The sequence below is a fragment of the Priestia sp. SRI_019 genome (assembly GCF_057586255.1).
In genome coordinates, this window is record NZ_JBYCZN010000002.1 from 291,680 (window position 1) to 309,819 (window position 18,140).

Genomic DNA, 18,140 nt, shown 5'->3' on the forward strand with positions numbered 1-18,140 from the left:
GTTATTTAAAAAGTGTTTTGATCCCTGTCTCAAAAACAGGGGTCAGCACTAAGAAGATACAAGCTTTTCCCTAATTTGTTGTTTAAGTAGAGATAAGTACTTACTTTAAACTTAAGGTTACTTCTTCATTTAGATATGGAGACGTAAAAGTTACTGTTTTTTCATTTTTCCATTGGGCATTGTCAGCTCCTAGAATATTTAAATCTCTCATATTCGTACCTCGTGTTATAACATGAATAGGTTTCTGGTTGAGTCGTTTTTTTACCAACGGAAATCCCGTTTGTTTATAAAAGTCATAGTAATGATTAGTTTCCCCTAGACTCCAATTAGAATATCCAATAACGAGTTTTTGTGTATTATTAGGGGAACTTAGATCGTAATAGTCAACTTTATTAGTATAAAAGAACGCTAGCCATCCAACGATTGCTATAGGTATAAGAAAGAATGGGGAAATTACACCCCAAAGAACTTTAAATGCTTTTGTTCTGATAACGCTTATAAGGGCTATGTATAAATAGACGAAATGTATTACGAACACACAAAAATATATTGAAACACTTGTGGAAAGAACATATAAGTTATTCAGTGCTAAAAGATAAAAAAGTATATCTATAGCAAGTAAAGCAATAACTAAAACTTTTAATATACTTTTTTTATTTTTATATTTCATTAACTACAAATTCTCCTCATTCGATATACTAATCATCTTTATCGATAGAATTTAATTTTCGTTGTTAGATACATGTATAAATTGTTTTCTTTAATGAAAGAGATAATATATCAATTATATCTTCTATTGTGATAATTTTATTAAGATTTCTAATCATAAAAGATATACCTTTTATTCCTATATTAATTAATAATTTATTATATTAAATCCATGTATAGTTACAAATTATAAGTTTTCAAAACCTATATGTAAATAGCATAACTAACTTATAAAAATATATGTTTTATTATTTACACTAAGTGACGACAAATAGAACCTTTTCTACAAGGTATGTAATAGACAAAATTATTTTTAAGTAAATAATTTAAACACTACTCAAAGGTAGTAGATGTTTATGTGCAAACTAATGATTTAAGGAATATTTATTTTTATATTAAGAATTATTTTTTTATTCAAAAAACTACGTTGACAAAATGAGTAGATAGATATAATATTGCATGTAATCAAATAATAATAAGCAAAGATTGGAAATAGTAGAAGGATATATAAACTTGTCAGAGAGCCGATGGTTGGTGAGAATCGGTAGTTATTGCCTTTGAACTCATCCAAGAGCTACTCCCTGAATATTATAAGTAGGGGATGTCGGTTTTCTACCGTTATGAAGATAGGTGGTGATAGCTGCCGAAAATGAGTGGGTTAATTATGTAATGATTGATCAATTAGAGTGGTACCGCGAGCAACGCCTCGTCTCTATGTTTTTATAGAGACGGGGCTTTTTTTTATACATTAATATGACAAAGGAGTGTTTCTGAAATGACGAGAAAAATTTGGATGTTTGATACGACTTTAAGAGATGGCGAGCAAGTTCCGGGGGCTAAGCTGAACCTGTATGAAAAACTAGAAGTAGCACAGCAACTAAAGAAGCTGAAAGTCGATATTATCGAAGCTGGTTTTCCTTCATCTTCAGCTGGTGATTTTAATGCTGTGAAAGAAATTGCTATGAAAATAGGAAATACAGACGAAACGATCATTACAGCGTTAGCAAGAGCAGTAAAGACTGATATTGATGCTGTTTATAATAGTGTGAAATATGCTGAAAAACCGTTAATCCATATAGTGTTAGGCGCTTCAGACATTCATGTAGAAAAGAAGTTTGGAAAATCGAAAAGTCAAATCTTAGATCTTGGTGTTGATGCAGTAAAATATGCCAAAACATTTCTACCAAATGTACAATATTCAACGGAGGATGCGTCTCGCTCCGATTTCGAATATTTATGGGCAACGATCGAAGCTGTTGTAAAGGCGGGGGCTACCATTATTAATGTGCCCGATACAGTTGGCTATGCCGAGCCGGAAGAGTTTGGTGAACTAATCTTTAAAATAAATGATCGCTTGAAAAATTTGAATGATAAAGTGCTTTTAAGTGTCCATTGTCATAATGATCTTGGTATGGCGACTGCGAATACGTTAGCTGCAATTAAAAATGGGGCAGATAAAGTTGAGTGTACGATAAATGGCATTGGTGAACGTGCAGGCAATGCTGCACTAGAAGAGGTCGTGATGGCAATTAATACACGCTCATCAGTTTATAATGCGTACACAAATATTAATACAAAAGAAATCATGAATACATCTAGATTGGTAAGTAGTTTAATGGGACTTGATGTACAAGTAAATAAAGCCATTACGGGTGATAATGCTTTTGCTCATTCTTCAGGTATACACCAAGACGGCTTATTAAAAGCAAGAGATGCTTACGAAATCATTAGCCCGATTGAAGTTGGTTTAGATGATATGGAACTTGTTTTAACCGCCCGTTCGGGACGTCATGCGGTGAAAAATGCTCTTGAATCATTAGGCTTTAATGAGATGACTAACATGCAATTTGAAGGGATATTTGAAGCTTTCCTTGCATTGGCAGATGCAAAAAAAGAAGTATATAATCATGACTTATATGTCATCGTTGAGAATTATTATGCGAAAAATGATATTCATAATCAGGATATAATGCACTATAGTAATCATTTTTATGAACTAATCGACTTGCAAGTGATTAGTAATACAAATTTCCCGTCTGCAAGTGTGAAGATTAAAAAGGGTGATCAAATATTGAAAAGTAGTGCAGTCGCTTCTGGCCCGATTGATGCCTTGTATTCAGCTATTACAGAAATTAGTGATTTAGATATTAAATTGATCGAATATAATATTAGCAGTGTATCAAGAGGTAAGGAAGCATTAGGGAAAGTGAAGATTCAAGTGGAATATAGAGGAGAAAAGTATGTTGCCAAAGCAACAGATACGGATGTTATGAAAGCAAGTGCATTTGCTTATATCAATGCTGTAAACAGTATTGTGGTTGATACGTTGCTTCCGATTGAATAAATAAAAGGAAATATTTAACGGAATGTACTTAGTTTGTTAAGGTATGGACTTGTCAATATTTACTGGATACTAAGTTAGGCTACTATAACGAATGAAAAGAAACATGAATACAAAGAAAACCTTAGGAATCTATAGATTTCTAAGGTTTTTGTATTCCGGGAACCTGAATTATTTTAACTAAAATTGAATATGACACATCGTCTATAAAGGTAAATTACTTTTTGTTCGTCCAAAAAGGTCTAATTTATTAACTAAATAGACCTTATATCATTTGAAACTACATAGTCTAAAAAGGTGTACCTTTCTGAACCATCTATATTAAAAAGCCTTTGTGAATTACACAGACTTTTTATTTCCGATAAAAATGTTTTATGTTAATCAAATTGATGATTATTGATTATTTAAGAAAATAATTATTTTCTTAAATTTTTTCCTTTTATATTATAAAAAAACTTAAAATGATTGTACACTTTTTTACTATGTATACGTTATAACACGGAAAAAAAGATTTAACACACTATATATTATTAAAGTTTCACTGTTTACACTTGCTGACGATAAATGCTTTATTTTTTACAACTTATATCAATCATGTAACTATTTTTAAAAGAAGGCAGGGCGGATGCGCGAGTACGACAGTTGTAGCATAGGAGGAATAAAACACCTCTACGTGATTACCAAGTAATCACGTAGAGGTGTTTTTAATTATTTTATTAAAACCGTTGTATTAGCCGGAATTACAAGCTGATTTTTGACTTTTTTAGCACCTTTTTCACTAGCAAAAATCAATTTACCTTTCGCTGCTACAGATACTTTTACAGGTTGATTTGAAATATTATGATACACGCTAATCGAGTTGCCTTTATACGTGCGACTATAGGCAACCACTTCTTTACTGTCTACTGAAATAGATTGAAGCGTTCCTTTTACTAACTCTTCATGCTGCTGACGCACGCGAATCATTTCACGATAATGATTTAACAAAGAATCCTTTTGTTTGGTTTGTACTTCTACAGACACGCCGTTGCCGCCTTTGTTATATACAGGTGTTTCCCAGCTAGTTTGTCCAAGTCCGTTTCCTTCGTACCAGCGGAATGGTTCACGGATTAACTCATCAGGCTTTTCACCGGTCATGCCAATTTCTTCACCGTAATAAATATACGGGTTGCCAGGAAGCGTAAGTAAGATAGAAGCAGCTGATTTTGCTTTGTTCACATCGCCTCTCAGCTCACTCATGACGCGATTTTGGTCATGGTTGGTTAAGAAAATGCCGTCAATTTTATTTGGATTGTATGATTTGAACAGTTCATCTGTTGCCGCTGCTGCAGTGGCGATTCCTTGATCATTTCCTGCTTTTACAGAGCTGACAATTTTTCCTGCTAAATCAAAATTAAATAAAGAATCAAGCGATTGATAGTAAGGAGCTACCACTTCAGGCTGATCCCATACTTCACCCGTTAGATATACGTTAGGGTTTTCTTTTTTCATCGCATCTCTAAACTCATTCCACCACAGGATATTTTTCTTAGCGCCTTCAGGTGTTTGACCTTTAAAAATATGAAGCGCAGCATCTAAGCGGAAGCCATTAACGCCTTGCTTTAGCCAAAACTTTCCGACGTTAATCATTTCTTTTCTTACTTCAGGGTTATCGTAATTTAAGTCAGGCATTCCTTCCCAAAACGTTCCGTAAAAATACTCTCCGTTTGGAGCTTTATGCCATACTTGCTGCCCCCAAGATCCTTTTTCATTCAAATCGGTATTTTTATCAGCCCAAATATAGTAATCTCTGTACTTGCTGTTTTTATCTTTTAATGCAGCTTGAAACCAAGGGTGTTCGCTGCTCGTATGATTCACAACAAGGTCCATAATGACTTTTACGTCTCGTTTGTCTGCTTCTTTCATCAGCTTGCGAAAATCTTGCAGATTTCCGTACTGAGGATCAATGTTATAATAGTCCGTTACATCATATTTATGATAGCTAGGAGAAGGGTTGACTGGCATCATCCAAATCCCGTTTACTTGAAGATCATTCTTTGTATGAGAATTGCCGTCATTTAAATAATCCAACTTTTGTGTCAGACCTTTTAAATCACCATGTCCATCTTTATTTGTATCGTAAAAAGAGTTTACATACACCTCATAAAAGACACCGTTTTTATCTGTTGCTTCAGACTTACCTTTATGTACGGTTTCGGCGTGAACGCCTGTTGATAAGCTAGCAGCCAGCGGCAGTGTTAGAGCTAAAGCTGTCCATTTTTTCCCTTTCATCGTTTCATCCCCTTTTTTTTGCAATCGTTTGCATAAATTGACTACAATTGAAATATAGCACCTATTTGAAAACGATTACAACGAAAATTTCATTTTGATTATTTTGAACTAGTAATTATTCTGACAACCTAGTTATTTACTGTGTCCAATGACATTGAGCGGCTGGGTTATATTAAGGCTATAGATAGAATATAGCAATAAAATAAGGTAGTATTATCCAAGTGAAAATAATGACTATGTCAAATATTCTGACAATGTTGTTGTTCAATTCATCATCTCGTGCTAAAATCCAAATATAACTGAAAAACGGTACTGTGGTTCCGGAAAACGGAACTAAAAGTATTGATGCAGATAATAAAGCTTGAATTTTATTTACTATCTGTAAATGATTACGCTTACATTAAAGGGGTTAAGGGGGAAGAACGCATTGAGTAAAGTAGATTTAAACTGTGATTTAGGGGAAAGCTTTGGTGCTTATCGTATTGGCAATGATGAAGCCATTTTAGATCACGTGACGTCTGTGAACGTAGCCTGTGGGTTTCATGCAGGGGATCCGAGCGTCATGAGAAAAACGGTAAAATTGGCCGCTGAAAAAAAAGTGCAAATTGGGGCTCACCCTGGTTTGCAGGACCTTATCGGTTTTGGACGCAGAAACATCAATATTTCGCCTCAGGAAGCCTACGATATCGTGGTCTATCAAATTGGGGCATTAAACGGTTTTTTGCAAGCAGAAGGGCTATCGATGCAGCATGTAAAACCTCACGGTGCACTATATAACATGGCTGCTAAAAACAAAGCGTTGTCTGAAGCAATAGCAAAAGCTGTTTATAACATAAATCCTGAGCTGATTTTGTTTGGGTTATCTGGAAGTGAGCTGATTCAAGCAGGTAACAGAATTGGTTTAAAAACGGCTAACGAAGTATTTGCAGACCGTACCTATCAGTTAGACGGTTCTCTCACTGCTCGTACAGAACCAAATGCTTTAATTGAAAATGACGACGAAGCTGTTTCTCAAGTTATTACAATGGTGAAAGAAGGGAAGGTAAAATCTCAGCAAGGTAAGGATGTAGAATTGCAGGCAGACACGATTTGTATCCACGGAGACGGGGCTCACGCACTTGAATTTGCTCGTCATGTGAACCGTTCTTTACAAGCATCAGAAGTGGTAGTTAAGGCTATTTCACAATAAAGACTACATACAATCAGGAGGAAGATGATATTGGAGCCAATTAAAAAATCAACACCTCAGCAAAAGCTTTCGGCTGCACCTAAAGTAAACTGGACGTTAATGCTTGGAGCCGCTTTTTTAATGGCCACATCGGCTATTGGACCAGGCTTTTTAACTCAAACTACCGTATTTACACAAAATTTAGCTGCAAGCTTCGGATTCGTTATTTTAATTTCAATTATTCTTGATATCTTTGCTCAAACCAACGTATGGAGAATTATTGCCGTTTCTGAAAAACGCGGACAAGAAATCGCCAACATGGTATTTCCCGGATTAGGGTATGTGCTCGCTATTTTAATTGTTATTGGAGGACTTGCATTTAACATTGGGAATATTGCTGGTGCCGGGCTTGGATTAAATGCGATTACGGGTATTTCTCCAACAGCCGGCGCTGCAATTAGTGCAGTTATTGCCGTGCTAATCTTCGTTGTAAAAGAAGCTGGAAAAGCAATGGATCGTTTCACACAAATTGCAGGTTTTGTCATGATCGGGCTGATGCTATATGTAGCGGCTACCACTTCACCTCCCGTTGGAGAAGCTGTAGTGAAAACTTTTGCTCCTGACAAAATCGACATCATTGCAATCGTTACGCTGGTTGGAGGAACTGTCGGTGGTTACATTACCTTTGCTGGTGGACATCGTCTTTTAGATGCCGGCGTAAAAGGCATCGATTCTTTACCTCAAGTAACAAAAAGTTCTGTAACAGGAATTCTCATCACTTCTGTTATGCGAATCGCTTTGTTTTTAGCTGTACTTGGCGTTGTGTCTAAAGGTTTACAAATTGACCCAGCCAATCCTCCGGCATCCGTGTTTCAGCTCGCAGCAGGAAACGTCGGTTATAAAATCTTTGGTATTGTCATGTGGTCTGCCGCTATTACGTCTGTGGTAGGAGCTGCTTATACATCCGTTTCGTTTATTCAAACGTTTAGTGAAAAACTTAATAAAAACTCAAACTGGATTATTATTGGATTTATTATTATTTCAACTCTGTCGTTTGTCTTAATTGGAAAACCTGTAAAAGTTCTTCTTTTAGTTGGAGCAATCAATGGATTAATTCTGCCGATCGCTCTTGGGACGCTACTGGTTGCTGCATACAAAAAAAGCATCGTCGGCGAGTATAAACATCCTTTATGGCTTACCATTTCTGGTGTACTTGTCGTTATTGTAATGGCTCTAATGGGCGGCTATACCTTAATGGATCAACTTCCTCAATTATTTAAATAAAACAAGGTGCCCGCGCGTAAGTTGCGTGCGGGCAATGATGGGAGATAGAAATATGACAACCCTTTCACAACTAACTCCAGCTGAACTTCGTCAGCAAATCCGTAACAATCAGCTTATTCAACCAACAGCAGGCATGGCAAACGGCTATGCTCAAGCTAATTTAGCTATTTTACCAAAGAAACAAGCTTTTGACTTTCTATTGTTCTGTCAGCGTAACCCTAAATCGTGTCCTCTTTTAGATGTCACAGACGTTGGATCTCCGGTGCCAAAATTTGCAGCTCCATCTGGAGATATTCGTACAGACATTCCAAAGTATCGAATCTATGAAAATGGGGAACTAGTAAAAGAAGTAACCGATATCACAGATTACTGGACAGAAGATATGGTAGCTTTCCTTATCGGCTGCAGCTTTACATTTGAACACGCACTGTTAAACAACGACATACCTGTTCGTCACATTGAAGAAAATTGTAATGTTCCTATGTATAAAACAAATATTTCATGCGCTGAAGCGGGAATATTCCATGGCTCGACGGTAGTTAGTATGCGGCCAATTCCTCAACAAGATGTAGTACGGGCAGCCCAAGTAACTTCACGTTTTCCAGCTGTGCACGGAGGACCTATTCACATTGGAAATCCCGCTGCGATAGGCATTGAAGACCTTCACTCTCCGGATTTTGGCGATGCTGTTTCAATTAAGGAAGGGGAAGTGCCCGTATTCTGGGCTTGTGGTGTAACTCCTCAAGCAGTAGCAATGGAAACAAAACCTTCTATTATGATTACACATGCTCCGGGGCATATGTTTATTACAGATATTCGAGATGAAAAACTAGGTGTTTTATAAAAGAAAGAGGTGTAGATATGAATCAAACTGTAACAAAAGCATCGGCTGTTATTTCTCCGCTTGGCGACTCAGCGCTTGTTATAACGTTTGGAGATAGCATTCAATACGACATTCATAAACAAATTAAAACGTGTAAAGATTCGATAGAATTAAATCCTTTTCCTGGATTTGTTGAGTGCGTGCCGGCATTTACAAATCTTACAATTTTCTACAATCCTCTTGAAGTTGTAGCGGCCGTGGGGAAAAAGCAGAAGAAGGAATTTGTTTCTCCTTTTGAAGTAGTGTCGTCTATCATTCAACGTAAAATAGAAAACGAACAGACAGAAAAAGAGTTAAACCATCGTACGGTTTCTATTCCAGTTTGCTACGGAGGAGAGTATGGACCTGACCTTGAATATGTCGCTCGTCACCATAACTTAACAACTGAAGAGGTAATTAGTATTCATTCTGAAGGCAAATACTTAGCGTACATGATTGGATTTGCTCCTGGATTTCCATTTCTCGGAGGGTTATCTGAAAGAATTGCTACGCCTCGCCGGCCATCTCCTCGCACCTCTATTCCTGCTGGCTCGGTTGGTATTGCGGGGATGCAAACAGGGGTGTATCCTATTTCCACTCCCGGAGGATGGCAGTTAATTGGTCAAACGCCCGTTAAATTATTTTTGCCGGAACAAAACCCACCAAGTTTGCTGCAGGCTGGAGATATTGTAAAGTTCGAGCCTATCTCTAAAGAAGAGTATCAAGAAATGAAAGCAAAGGAGGAGGGAAAATGAGTATGCGAGTAAGTAAAGTCGGCTTATTAACGAGCATTCAAGATTTAGGAAGAAGAGGGTTTCAGCAGCACGGTGTGATTGTAAGCGGTGCAATGGATTCTTATTCCCTTCGAATTGCTAATTTACTAGTTGGTAACGATGAAAAAGAAGCAGGACTTGAAGTTACGCTAATGGGGCCTACCCTTGAAATAGAAAATGATTGTTTAGTAGCAATTACCGGAGGAGATTTAACTCCTTCGGTCAACGGAAAGCCAGTCCCGATGTGGAAACCTTTATTTATTCCAAAAGGGAGCACTTTATCATTTGGTCCTTGCAAAACTGGGTGTCGTTCCTATCTATCTGTAGCAGGAGGATTTGCTATTGATGAAGTGTTAAATAGTAAAAGTACGTATTTAAGAGGTGAAATCGGGGGCTACAAAGGAAGAGCATTACAAACAGACGATGTTTTACCCCTATCTGTTCCTGATGCTTCAAAGCCTGCTTTTCTTTCAAATGAACTGATAAACGGAGTATATACTTCTTCATGGTCCGTAAATTATAAAGAACTTGTTCACTTTACAAAGAAACTAGGTGTCCGTGTTATTAATGGCAGTCAATACGATTTATTTACAGCTGAAAGCAAAAGTCATTTTACGAAAGAGCCTTTTAAAGTATCAAATCAATCAGATCGAATGGGCTATCGAATGGACGGACCTTCTCTTCAGCTTCAAGAAAAAAAAGAGTTATTGTCTGAAGCTGTTTCGCAAGGTTCTGTTCAAGTCCCGCCGGATGGAAATCCCATCATCCTGTTAGCAGACCGTCAAACCACGGGGGGATACCCTAAAATTGCTCAAGTCATCACAGCGGATTTACCGCTTTTAGCTCAAGTAAAGCCCGGAGAATCCATCTATTTTTCTCACATTTCGCTTCATGAAGCGGAAAAAATCTATTTAGAAAAAGAACAGATGCTTCAAGAATTGAAGATTGCTATTAATCTTGCGTCAACTAAATAACACAAAACGGGAGTGACAAGAAATGATAAACGTACGTGAATTGCAAGAAGTTGTTTCATTAATGAATGAATCTGGTATTCAAAAGCTTCATATTGAACATGAAGGAACAAAAGTTGTCATTGATAAAGCGGGAATTCCTTTAGAGGACACAGCTGTTACAGAAGTGAAAACAGATGAAGTAAAAGCCTCTGCCACTGAGCAAGCGCCTCAAGATTCTATGTCTGTAAGCGCAGCAGACAATAATGAAAAGCAAATCTTATCACCAATGGTCGGAACGTTTTACGCCAAGCCAGAAGCAGACGCCGATCCCTTCGTTCAAGTAGGACAAACAGTTGAACGTAAAGATGTTGTATGTGTGATTGAAGCGATGAAGCTGTTTAACGAAGTCGATGCGGGAATAGAAGGAGAAGTGCTTGAAATTCTTGTAAAAGACGGGGATGTTGTTGAGTTTGGACAGCCATTATTTACCGTAAAATCACACTAAAGTATACATACTGTCAGGAGGAGTCATTATGTTTAAAAAGATCTTAATCGCAAACCGCGGCGAGATTGCAGTTCGTATCATTCGGGCTTGTAAAGAGATGGGGATTGCAACCGTGGCGGTTTATTCAGAAGCAGACAAAGATGCACTTCACGTGAAGCTAGCAGATGAGTCATTTTGCATTGGCAAAACGTCTTCTAAAGAAAGCTACTTAAACATTCGTAATCTGCTTACCGTAGCGCAAGTAACCAAGGCAGACGCTATTCATCCCGGCTATGGATTTTTAGCTGAAAATGCTGATTTTGCTGAGATGTGTGAATCCTATGATATTACCTTTATTGGTCCAAAAGCGGAAGCCATCCGTAAAATGGGAGCAAAAGCCGTAGCGCGAGATACAATGAAACAAGCCGGCGTGCCTATTGTACCTGGAACGGAAGGGCTGATTAAAGATAGCAGCTCAGCTATTCCAGTAGCACGAGAAATAGGTTATCCAATTATCGTAAAAGCCACAGCGGGCGGTGGCGGAAAAGGAATGCGTCTAGCTCATAGCGAAGAAGAGCTAGAAAAAGCAATTCGTCAAGCTCAGCATGAAGCAGAAACTGCCTTTGGAAACGGCGGCGTATACCTTGAAAAGTACCTAGAAGAGCCAAAACACATCGAAATTCAAATCATTGCGGATGAAGAAGGGAGTGTGGTTCATTTAGGGGAACGAGATTGTTCGATTCAACGCCGTCATCAAAAATTGGTAGAAGAAGCTCCGTCTCCTGCGGTAGACGAAAACCTTCGTGCTAAAATGGGCAAAGCGGCTGTCTCGGCAGCTAAAGCAGTTGATTATACAGGTGTCGGAACAGTTGAGTTTCTGTTGGATAAGCACGGGCATTTTTACTTTATGGAAATGAACACGCGAATTCAAGTTGAACACCCTGTTACAGAACTTGTAACAAACATTGACTTAATTAAAGAACAAATTTCAGTAGCGGCAGGCTACCCGCTATCATTTACTCAGCAGGATATTCAGTTAAAGGGATGGGCAATTGAATGCCGGATCAATGCAGAAAATCCGGCTAAAAACTTTATGCCTTCTCCTGGAAAAGTCGAGATGTATTTACCTCCTGGCGGCTACGGAGTTCGTGTAGACAGCGCCGTTTACCCAGGATATGAAATTTCCCCATTTTATGATTCAATGGTGGCGAAATTAATTGTAACGGGGAAAGATCGAAATGAAGCGATTCAACGAATGAAACGCGCGCTCGAAGAATTTATCATTATCGGTATTCATACAACCATTCCTTTTCATTTAGAATTACTGAACCATCCTTCTTTTAAAGAAGGGGATTTTACAACCAAATTTCTAGAAAGTAACCCTATTTCAATTAAAGAACTAGAAACGGTGTAAGAAAGGAAAGTGCTCTTATAAGGGAGTGCTTTCCTTTTTTTCTTCATGTATAATAAAAAGAACATATGATTAGCTAGTAAGCTATACGTCTATCAAATACATGTATTCGCACAAATAAGGGAGAAGGTTTTATGCAAGCTAACAATAAAACAGTCGTTAAATCCATGCAGGTTCTCACTCTTTTTATCAAGCACCCTAAGCTTACCTTCACAGAAATGATGGAATATTCAGGCGTTCCAAAAACTTCTTTGCACCGGATGGTTGGTTCGCTTGAAGAAATGGGATTTTTAACAAAAGATGAGCAAGGATACTATTCGCTAGGACTTTTATTCTTGCAATTTGGTCAGCTGGTGGCTAATCGCTTAGATATTAGAAATATCGCAAAGCCTGTAATGGAAACGCTCCGAGACGAAGTAGAAGAAGCGGTTAATTTAATTGTACGAGATGGGAATGAAGCTATGTATATTGAAAAAGTAGATACGCTTCATCCAGTGCGTCTTTATACATCAATTGGAAGGCGTTCACCTCTTTATGCAGGAGCTTGTTCACGCATTATCTTGGCGCATTTACCCGAAAAAGAACAAGAGGAATATATTACTCAAACGGAGCTAGCTCCAATAGGAATTGGAACCATTACAGATCAAAAAAAGCTAAGAAATGTATTAAAAGAAGCAAAAGAAAAAGGGTATACCATTAGCACCTCTGAATTAGAAAACTTTACAACATCCGTGAGCGCGCCGATTGTAAATCATCAAAATGAAGTGGTTGCAGGCATTAGCGTAGCGGGAATTGAAGCGAGATTTCAAGGAGACAGACTGCCGTTCATTATTCAAAAAGTAACAGAAGCGGCGAGCCTAATTTCTGAAAAACTCGGTTATCAAAGATCATTAAAGTAGCATACATAGAAAAATGGAGGTAGACCATTGAAACGATTAGAAGGAAAAACAGTCGCACTCGTAGGTCAGCGTAAAGTAGAAGAAATCAGCAAAATTGTTGAAAACCTTGGCGGCACCCCGCTTGTACGACCTGCACAAGGAACAATCTTTTTAGATGACACACATTTAGAAGCAGATATTAAAGAACTGGTAAAAGGAAATTATGATTGGTTTATTTTTACGACAGGCGTCGGGACGGAAATTTTATATAAAACGGCAGATAAGCTAGGCCTGGCGGATGAATTTCTTTCTTCTTTACAAGCAGCTCATATTGCTGCACGCGGGTATAAAACCGTAAATATGTTAAAAAAGCTCGGTGTTACTCCAACCGTTCGAGATGATGATGGAAGTACAGCGGGACTAGTCAGGGCGCTTCATTCGTTTTCTTTTGAAGGAAAGCATGTAGCGCTTCAGCTTCACGGAGATCCTGCACCAAAATTAATTGACTTTCTATCGAATCAAAAAGCCCAATTTAAAGAGGTTTTACCGTATCAGCATATTCCGCCACAAGCAGAAGTCATGGAACAGCTTATAAACGAATTAATAAGCGGAAAAATTGATGCTGTTAATTTCACAAGCGCTCCGCAGGCCCGCTTTTTATTTTCATTTGCAAGAGAACACGGACAAGCTGATCACATTCGCGAACTCTTTAAAAGCTCTGTAGTAGCTGTATCCGTAGGAAAAGTAACCGCTGCTGCTTTAAAAGAAGAAGGAGTAGATCGTATTGTTATTCCTGATCAAGAAAGAATGGGAAGTGCAATTGTAGCTTTAGAGCATTATTATCAGCAGCGTGATTAACAAAAGACCTTCTCGCCTCACCGTGAGAAGGTCTTTTGTATGACTTCATCCAAACGTTGTCGAATATTGTTTGATAATTACCTATCACACTTTTTTTAAACACGTGCAAACAACAGATAAACATAGATTTGTTACTATTTCAGAAAATCATTTTCAAATATTGTAAAAATAGCAGAAAAAGGTAAAAAACAGACGTGGATGTTAAAAAATTGTTACGTTTTTTTTAGCAACAACTTATATCCAACCAGCTTAAAAAATATTGATCTCCTATTTTATCATGTTAAAAACATTGCTGTGTAAAGCCCGGTAGATTATTTGTTTTAACAGGGATATAAAGGTATATTTTTGCAGGCGAAAGATGAATGTATACATAAGCTTTAAATGTTACATTACTGAAATACAATTGTAATATTGTTATTCTTTTTTTCAACGTTTATCGTGGTATAATTTTCGTAGATTTTCATTAGCATATTTAGCTATTTATCGACAAATACAGTGAACTTTACATAAATTGTCAGACTTTTATACATATTGATACATAATTAGAAATTACTAGTTTAACAGAGCGAGAAAGCGGAGGAATTCATATTGAAAAAGAAAATGCTTTTACTTAACACAACGGTTTTATTAGGCCTAGGAGGAGTTTTATCAACTCCAGCGTATGCCTCTACCATTCAGGATATGGAATCACAAAAATCTCAACTTCAAAATCAGCGTCAAGATGTGCAATCTAACATCAAAGCAGCTTCTGATGAATTAACAAGCCTTCAAGCAGAACAAGATCAAATGAAAGCACAGCTTGAGCGATTAACAATAGCAGAAGAAGAAAACAATAAAAAAGCCCAACAAACAGAAGCCGATATTAAAGAAACGTCTAAACAAGTAGAGCAGCTTGAAAAAGAAATTAAGCTGCTTCAAGAAAAACTTGAAAAGCGAAACGATATTTTAAAAGATCGTGCACGTTCTCTGCAAGAAAGCGGCGGTAACGTAGAGTATTTACAAGTTTTACTTGGTTCTTCAAGCTTCAGTGATTTTGTAGACCGCGCGCTAGCTGTTTCAACTATTGTAGATGCAGACCGTGGTATTTTAAAAGAAACTAAAAATATGCAAGACGAATTAAAAACAAAACAAGCTGATGTTAAATCTAAGCTTGCTAGCTTAGAAGACATGAAGGCAGAACTAGATGAAATGACTGTCCAGCTAGCAGCTCAAAAGAAACAAAAAGATGCACTGGCAAAAGAACTAAAAGACAAAGAAGCAAAAAATGAAGAACTAAAGGCTTCTCTACAAGCAAAAGACAGCTCTCTTGCAAATGAACAGTCTACGCTTGAACAAAATATTAAAGATCAAAAAGCTGCAGAAGAAGCAGCAAGAAAAGCAGCTGAACAAGCGGCTAAAGAGGCGGCTAAGAAAGCAGCTGAGCAAGCTCAAAAAGCAGCGGCCGCGCCAGCTGAAAAAGCCGATTCATCTTCTGCTAAGGCAGAAGCACCAAAAGTAAGCAGCAATGACGTGGCACCTACAAGCGCTCCGGCTCCAAAAGCTAGCAATGTTGTAACAGTAGGAAACCGCTGGATTGGAAACTCTGCTTACGTATTTGGCGGAGGACGCAGCCAGTCTGATATTAGCCGCGGTTTATTTGACTGCTCGTCATTTGTACACTGGGCATATTCTCAAGTAGGCGTTAATCTTGGACCTCTTGGATCTGTAAGTACAGAGACGTTAAAGCATGCTGGAACACAAGTGTCTTCTAGTCAAATGCAGCCTGGCGATCTTGTTTTCTTCGATACATATAAAAAAGACGGCCACGTTGGCATTTATGTAGGAGGCGGCAAGTTCATCGGTGCTCAAAGCTCAACAGGTGTTGCAATTGCAAACATGAGCAGCGGCTACTGGAAACAAAAATTCAACGGACGCGTAGTTCGTATTTAATAGGGTATAGTAAAAAGAAAACATCCCATCTGGATGTTTTCTTTTTATATTGTAAGGAGCGTATGACTATGAATTCTATTTTTGATCATATACAACCCAACTTAGATATTTTATTTGTCGGTTTTAATCCAAGCATCCGTTCAGGTGAAACGGGTCATCATTTTGCGAATCCAACCAATCGCTTCTGGACGATTCTTCACAAAGCAGGTTTGACAGATCGTAAATATCATCCGGAGGAAGATCACTCGCTGCTCCAGCTGGGGTACGGTTTAACAAATATTGTAGAGCGTCCTACAAAGGCAGCTGATGAGATTACAAAAGAAGAATATGCAGAAGGCAGAGAAATCTTAAAGGAAAAAATAGCTACATATACGCCTAAAATCGTTTGTTTTGTTGGAAAAGGTGTCTATCAGCAGTACAGCGGACGCAAGCAAGTAAAGTGGGGTAAACAAGAGAAATCGATGGTATCAGGAATAATGGACTTTGTTGCCCCGTCTTCAAGCGGGCTCGTTCGAATGAAAGTAGATGAAGTAGTCGCCATTTATGCAGAGCTTCCGACGTTGCTGCGTACGTTAAAATAGAGAAAGCCCTAGGGCTTTCTCTATTTTGTAAACGAAATATCAATTTGAATAATTTCCGATCGGCTCCCGATTCGAAGCGGAGGACCCCAAAAGCCAAATCCTGAAGAGACAATGGTATGCAGTTGGTTATTTTGCTTGTAGCCCCAATCAATTTCAAATAACCGCTTTGTGATCAAATGATTAGGTGCCATTTGCCCTCTGTGAGTATGACCGCATAGCAGCAAATCTACACCTGCTTGTTCCGCTTCTTTTAAGGAAAGCGGCTGATGATCCATCGCAATGACAGGTAGGGAACGATCCGCTTCACTCGCTAAATCGAAAAAGCTGTCTCGGTTTTTATCCGTCTTATCTTTTCTTCCAATTAAATACAAGCTATCACCTATGTTTAAGACTTCATCCATTAAAATAGGAATGTTCATTTCTTTCATTCTTTCCACAAACTGAGGAATCTTCCCGCCGTAATACTCATGGTTTCCCAAAATTCCATATGTGCCTAAAGGCGCTTTGAGCTGCTTCATCATAGTATCCATTTCTTTTTTAAAGAATACGTGGGGATCATCGTCAATAATATCTCCAGGAAGTAAAATAAGATCCGGCTGTATCTTTTGTACATGAGTAATTAACCTCTGCAAATGTTTTTTGCCGGACAATGTGCCAAAGTGCATATCGGATGCTACGGCAATGCGAAGGTTTTTCCGATTCGTCTTTTTAGCAAGCGAAATCGTGTATTTTCTTACCACAGGACTGTAAGCATTATACGTACCGTAAGCAAAAATGAATAAAAAAGCGGCAATTATGAAAAATCCAATTGAATCGATAGCTGTAGAAAGCGAAGCGCCTAGAAGAGTAAGAATATATACGGCTAGATTACTTATAGGAAGCAAAAGCACCGAATATTGAATAAATCCTAACCAGTACGATCCCACAATTTTAAATATGCTCACTTGTTGAAACGCCCGACTGATGATAAAGGAATAAGCAAAAAAGACAACGATCACTGTAAGAATCCATTTGTTTTCCACTTCAAACATTGTGTGAAGCCACATCCAAGCGTTCCATCCGATGTACAGAACGAACAAATTATATAAAATAACAACTAAAATAGACCTTACTAACACACTTACTTTCATACGCTAACCTCTTTTCTTTCATCCGTAATTCCACTATAGCTCATTTTTATTGCTTCAACAAAATTTTATCTCTTCTTCTTATCAATAAAATTTTTGCTTGTCACACAAACGAAAAAACACACCTATAAAACAAGGTGTGTTTTTTGTATTAATGATGGTGATGCGCGTGGTGAAGGCTGCTAATCACAAATTCAGGCTCTGGAACGTGGAAATATTGAATCCATACGCCTTCTAAAAATTTCTCGCGTTTATCTAAAACGATATCGATATCTTTATCTGTTTTTACGATTTCATCATGTTCAGTCGGCGTATCGAATTTCCAATCATAATGCGCGTGATCACCGTGGTCGATAGTTACATATACACGAATCATTTTCCCTTGACCTTCTGGGCTAGCCAATGCATTTTTTAACACTTTTGCTGCGTTTCGATTAATTTTTACTTCCATTTTGAAAACTCCATTCTGTAACTTGGTATGTAACGTATTTTCGCAAACTTAAACGAAAAAG

General features: G+C 37.9%; 16 protein-coding genes and 1 other annotated feature. Of the genes, 12 read left to right on the plus strand and 4 right to left on the minus strand.

Features of this window, described 5'->3' with window-relative positions; translation table 11 throughout:
• Nucleotides 1-100: 100 nt before the first annotated feature.
• On the minus strand, nucleotides 101-670 hold the full coding sequence (locus AC2YJL_RS11805; protein WP_195696954.1) for a hypothetical protein: 570 nt from the start codon (nucleotides 668-670) through the stop codon (nucleotides 101-103).
• Between the two features lie 511 nt (nucleotides 671-1,181).
• Nucleotides 1,182-1,425, plus strand: a binding site (T-box leader).
• A gap of 58 nt (nucleotides 1,426-1,483) precedes the next feature.
• Between AC2YJL_RS11805 and AC2YJL_RS11810 the strand changes: the two genes are divergently transcribed.
• Nucleotides 1,484-3,052 (plus strand): 2-isopropylmalate synthase, encoded by a 1,569-nt coding sequence (locus tag AC2YJL_RS11810; protein ID WP_251568176.1) that lies wholly within the window; start codon nucleotides 1,484-1,486, stop codon nucleotides 3,050-3,052.
• Nucleotides 3,053-3,757: 705 nt separating this feature from the next.
• On the opposite strand, the gene AC2YJL_RS11815 is transcribed toward AC2YJL_RS11810, so the two are convergent.
• Nucleotides 3,758-5,320 (minus strand): alpha-amylase family glycosyl hydrolase, encoded by a 1,563-nt coding sequence (locus tag AC2YJL_RS11815; RefSeq protein WP_251568175.1) that lies wholly within the window; start codon nucleotides 5,318-5,320, stop codon nucleotides 3,758-3,760.
• A 427-nt stretch (nucleotides 5,321-5,747) separates the two neighbouring features.
• On the opposite strand from AC2YJL_RS11815, the gene pxpA reads away from it, so the two are divergent.
• The 11 genes from pxpA (at nucleotide 5,748) to mug (ending at nucleotide 16,501) form a co-directional block, all read left to right on the plus strand.
• On the plus strand, nucleotides 5,748-6,509 hold the full coding sequence (gene pxpA / locus AC2YJL_RS11820; protein ID WP_195696957.1) for a 5-oxoprolinase subunit PxpA: 762 nt from the start codon (nucleotides 5,748-5,750) through the stop codon (nucleotides 6,507-6,509).
• Between the two features lie 24 nt (nucleotides 6,510-6,533).
• A complete protein-coding gene (locus AC2YJL_RS11825) occupies nucleotides 6,534-7,772 on the plus strand; it encodes an NRAMP family divalent metal transporter (RefSeq protein ID WP_045295487.1) in 1,239 nt (412 codons plus the stop codon).
• Nucleotides 7,773-7,824: 52 nt separating this feature from the next.
• The gene (locus AC2YJL_RS11830) at nucleotides 7,825-8,616 is read left to right on the plus strand and encodes a putative hydro-lyase (protein ID WP_230932677.1); all 792 of its coding nucleotides are present in this window, start codon (nucleotides 7,825-7,827) and stop codon (nucleotides 8,614-8,616) included.
• Nucleotides 8,617-8,633: 17 nt separating this feature from the next.
• The gene (pxpB, locus tag AC2YJL_RS11835; RefSeq protein WP_195696959.1) at nucleotides 8,634-9,389 is read left to right on the plus strand and encodes a 5-oxoprolinase subunit PxpB; all 756 of its coding nucleotides are present in this window, start codon (nucleotides 8,634-8,636) and stop codon (nucleotides 9,387-9,389) included.
• Nucleotides 9,386-10,381, plus strand: a complete 996-nt coding sequence (locus tag AC2YJL_RS11840) for a 5-oxoprolinase subunit C family protein (RefSeq protein ID WP_251568173.1) — start codon at nucleotides 9,386-9,388, stop codon at nucleotides 10,379-10,381. Before pxpB ends, AC2YJL_RS11840 begins: the two co-directional genes overlap by 4 nt.
• A gap of 22 nt (nucleotides 10,382-10,403) precedes the next feature.
• On the plus strand, nucleotides 10,404-10,865 hold the full coding sequence (accB, locus tag AC2YJL_RS11845) for an acetyl-CoA carboxylase biotin carboxyl carrier protein (RefSeq protein ID WP_251568171.1): 462 nt from the start codon (nucleotides 10,404-10,406) through the stop codon (nucleotides 10,863-10,865).
• A gap of 28 nt (nucleotides 10,866-10,893) precedes the next feature.
• Nucleotides 10,894-12,258: an acetyl-CoA carboxylase biotin carboxylase subunit gene (accC, locus tag AC2YJL_RS11850; protein WP_195696962.1), complete on the plus strand. Its 1,365-nt coding sequence runs from the start codon at nucleotides 10,894-10,896 to the stop codon at nucleotides 12,256-12,258.
• Between the two features lie 131 nt (nucleotides 12,259-12,389).
• Nucleotides 12,390-13,154: an IclR family transcriptional regulator gene (locus AC2YJL_RS11855; protein ID WP_098622047.1), complete on the plus strand. Its 765-nt coding sequence runs from the start codon at nucleotides 12,390-12,392 to the stop codon at nucleotides 13,152-13,154.
• Nucleotides 13,155-13,181: 27 nt separating this feature from the next.
• Nucleotides 13,182-13,991: a uroporphyrinogen-III synthase gene (locus tag AC2YJL_RS11860; protein WP_195696963.1), complete on the plus strand. Its 810-nt coding sequence runs from the start codon at nucleotides 13,182-13,184 to the stop codon at nucleotides 13,989-13,991.
• 588 nt (nucleotides 13,992-14,579) lie between these two features.
• Complete coding sequence (locus tag AC2YJL_RS11865; RefSeq protein WP_251568169.1) at nucleotides 14,580-15,920, plus strand: coiled-coil domain-containing protein; 1,341 nt, start codon at nucleotides 14,580-14,582, stop codon at nucleotides 15,918-15,920.
• Nucleotides 15,921-15,988: 68 nt separating this feature from the next.
• Nucleotides 15,989-16,501 carry a G/U mismatch-specific DNA glycosylase gene (gene mug, locus AC2YJL_RS11870; RefSeq protein WP_230184109.1) on the plus strand — a complete coding sequence of 171 codons (513 nt, stop codon included), beginning with the start codon at nucleotides 15,989-15,991 and terminating at the stop codon, nucleotides 16,499-16,501.
• Nucleotides 16,502-16,521: 20 nt separating this feature from the next.
• On the opposite strand, the gene AC2YJL_RS11875 is transcribed toward mug, so the two are convergent.
• Nucleotides 16,522-17,631 (minus strand): metallophosphoesterase, encoded by a 1,110-nt coding sequence (locus AC2YJL_RS11875; RefSeq protein ID WP_251568167.1) that lies wholly within the window; start codon nucleotides 17,629-17,631, stop codon nucleotides 16,522-16,524.
• A gap of 148 nt (nucleotides 17,632-17,779) precedes the next feature.
• On the minus strand, nucleotides 17,780-18,079 hold the full coding sequence (locus tag AC2YJL_RS11880) for a hypothetical protein (protein WP_013083290.1): 300 nt from the start codon (nucleotides 18,077-18,079) through the stop codon (nucleotides 17,780-17,782).
• Between the last annotated feature and the right edge of the window lie 61 nt (nucleotides 18,080-18,140).

Coding starts and splice junctions, on each gene's coding strand:
- mug (WP_230184109.1), top strand. CDS start 15,989: ATGAATTCTATTTTTGATCATATACAACCCAACTTAGATATTTTATTT.
- AC2YJL_RS11840 (WP_251568173.1), top strand. CDS start 9,386: ATGAGTATGCGAGTAAGTAAAGTCGGCTTATTAACGAGCATTCAAGAT.
- pxpB (WP_195696959.1), top strand. CDS start 8,634: ATGAATCAAACTGTAACAAAAGCATCGGCTGTTATTTCTCCGCTTGGC.
- AC2YJL_RS11830 (WP_230932677.1), top strand. CDS start 7,825: ATGACAACCCTTTCACAACTAACTCCAGCTGAACTTCGTCAGCAAATC.
- AC2YJL_RS11880 (WP_013083290.1), bottom strand. CDS start 18,079: ATGGAAGTAAAAATTAATCGAAACGCAGCAAAAGTGTTAAAAAATGCA.
- accB (WP_251568171.1), top strand. CDS start 10,404: ATGATAAACGTACGTGAATTGCAAGAAGTTGTTTCATTAATGAATGAA.
- accC (WP_195696962.1), top strand. CDS start 10,894: ATGTTTAAAAAGATCTTAATCGCAAACCGCGGCGAGATTGCAGTTCGT.
- AC2YJL_RS11810 (WP_251568176.1), top strand. CDS start 1,484: ATGACGAGAAAAATTTGGATGTTTGATACGACTTTAAGAGATGGCGAG.
- AC2YJL_RS11855 (WP_098622047.1), top strand. CDS start 12,390: ATGCAAGCTAACAATAAAACAGTCGTTAAATCCATGCAGGTTCTCACT.
- AC2YJL_RS11805 (WP_195696954.1), bottom strand. CDS start 670: ATGAAATATAAAAATAAAAAAAGTATATTAAAAGTTTTAGTTATTGCT.
- AC2YJL_RS11875 (WP_251568167.1), bottom strand. CDS start 17,631: ATGAAAGTAAGTGTGTTAGTAAGGTCTATTTTAGTTGTTATTTTATAT.
- AC2YJL_RS11815 (WP_251568175.1), bottom strand. CDS start 5,320: ATGAAAGGGAAAAAATGGACAGCTTTAGCTCTAACACTGCCGCTGGCT.
- AC2YJL_RS11825 (WP_045295487.1), top strand. CDS start 6,534: ATGATATTGGAGCCAATTAAAAAATCAACACCTCAGCAAAAGCTTTCG.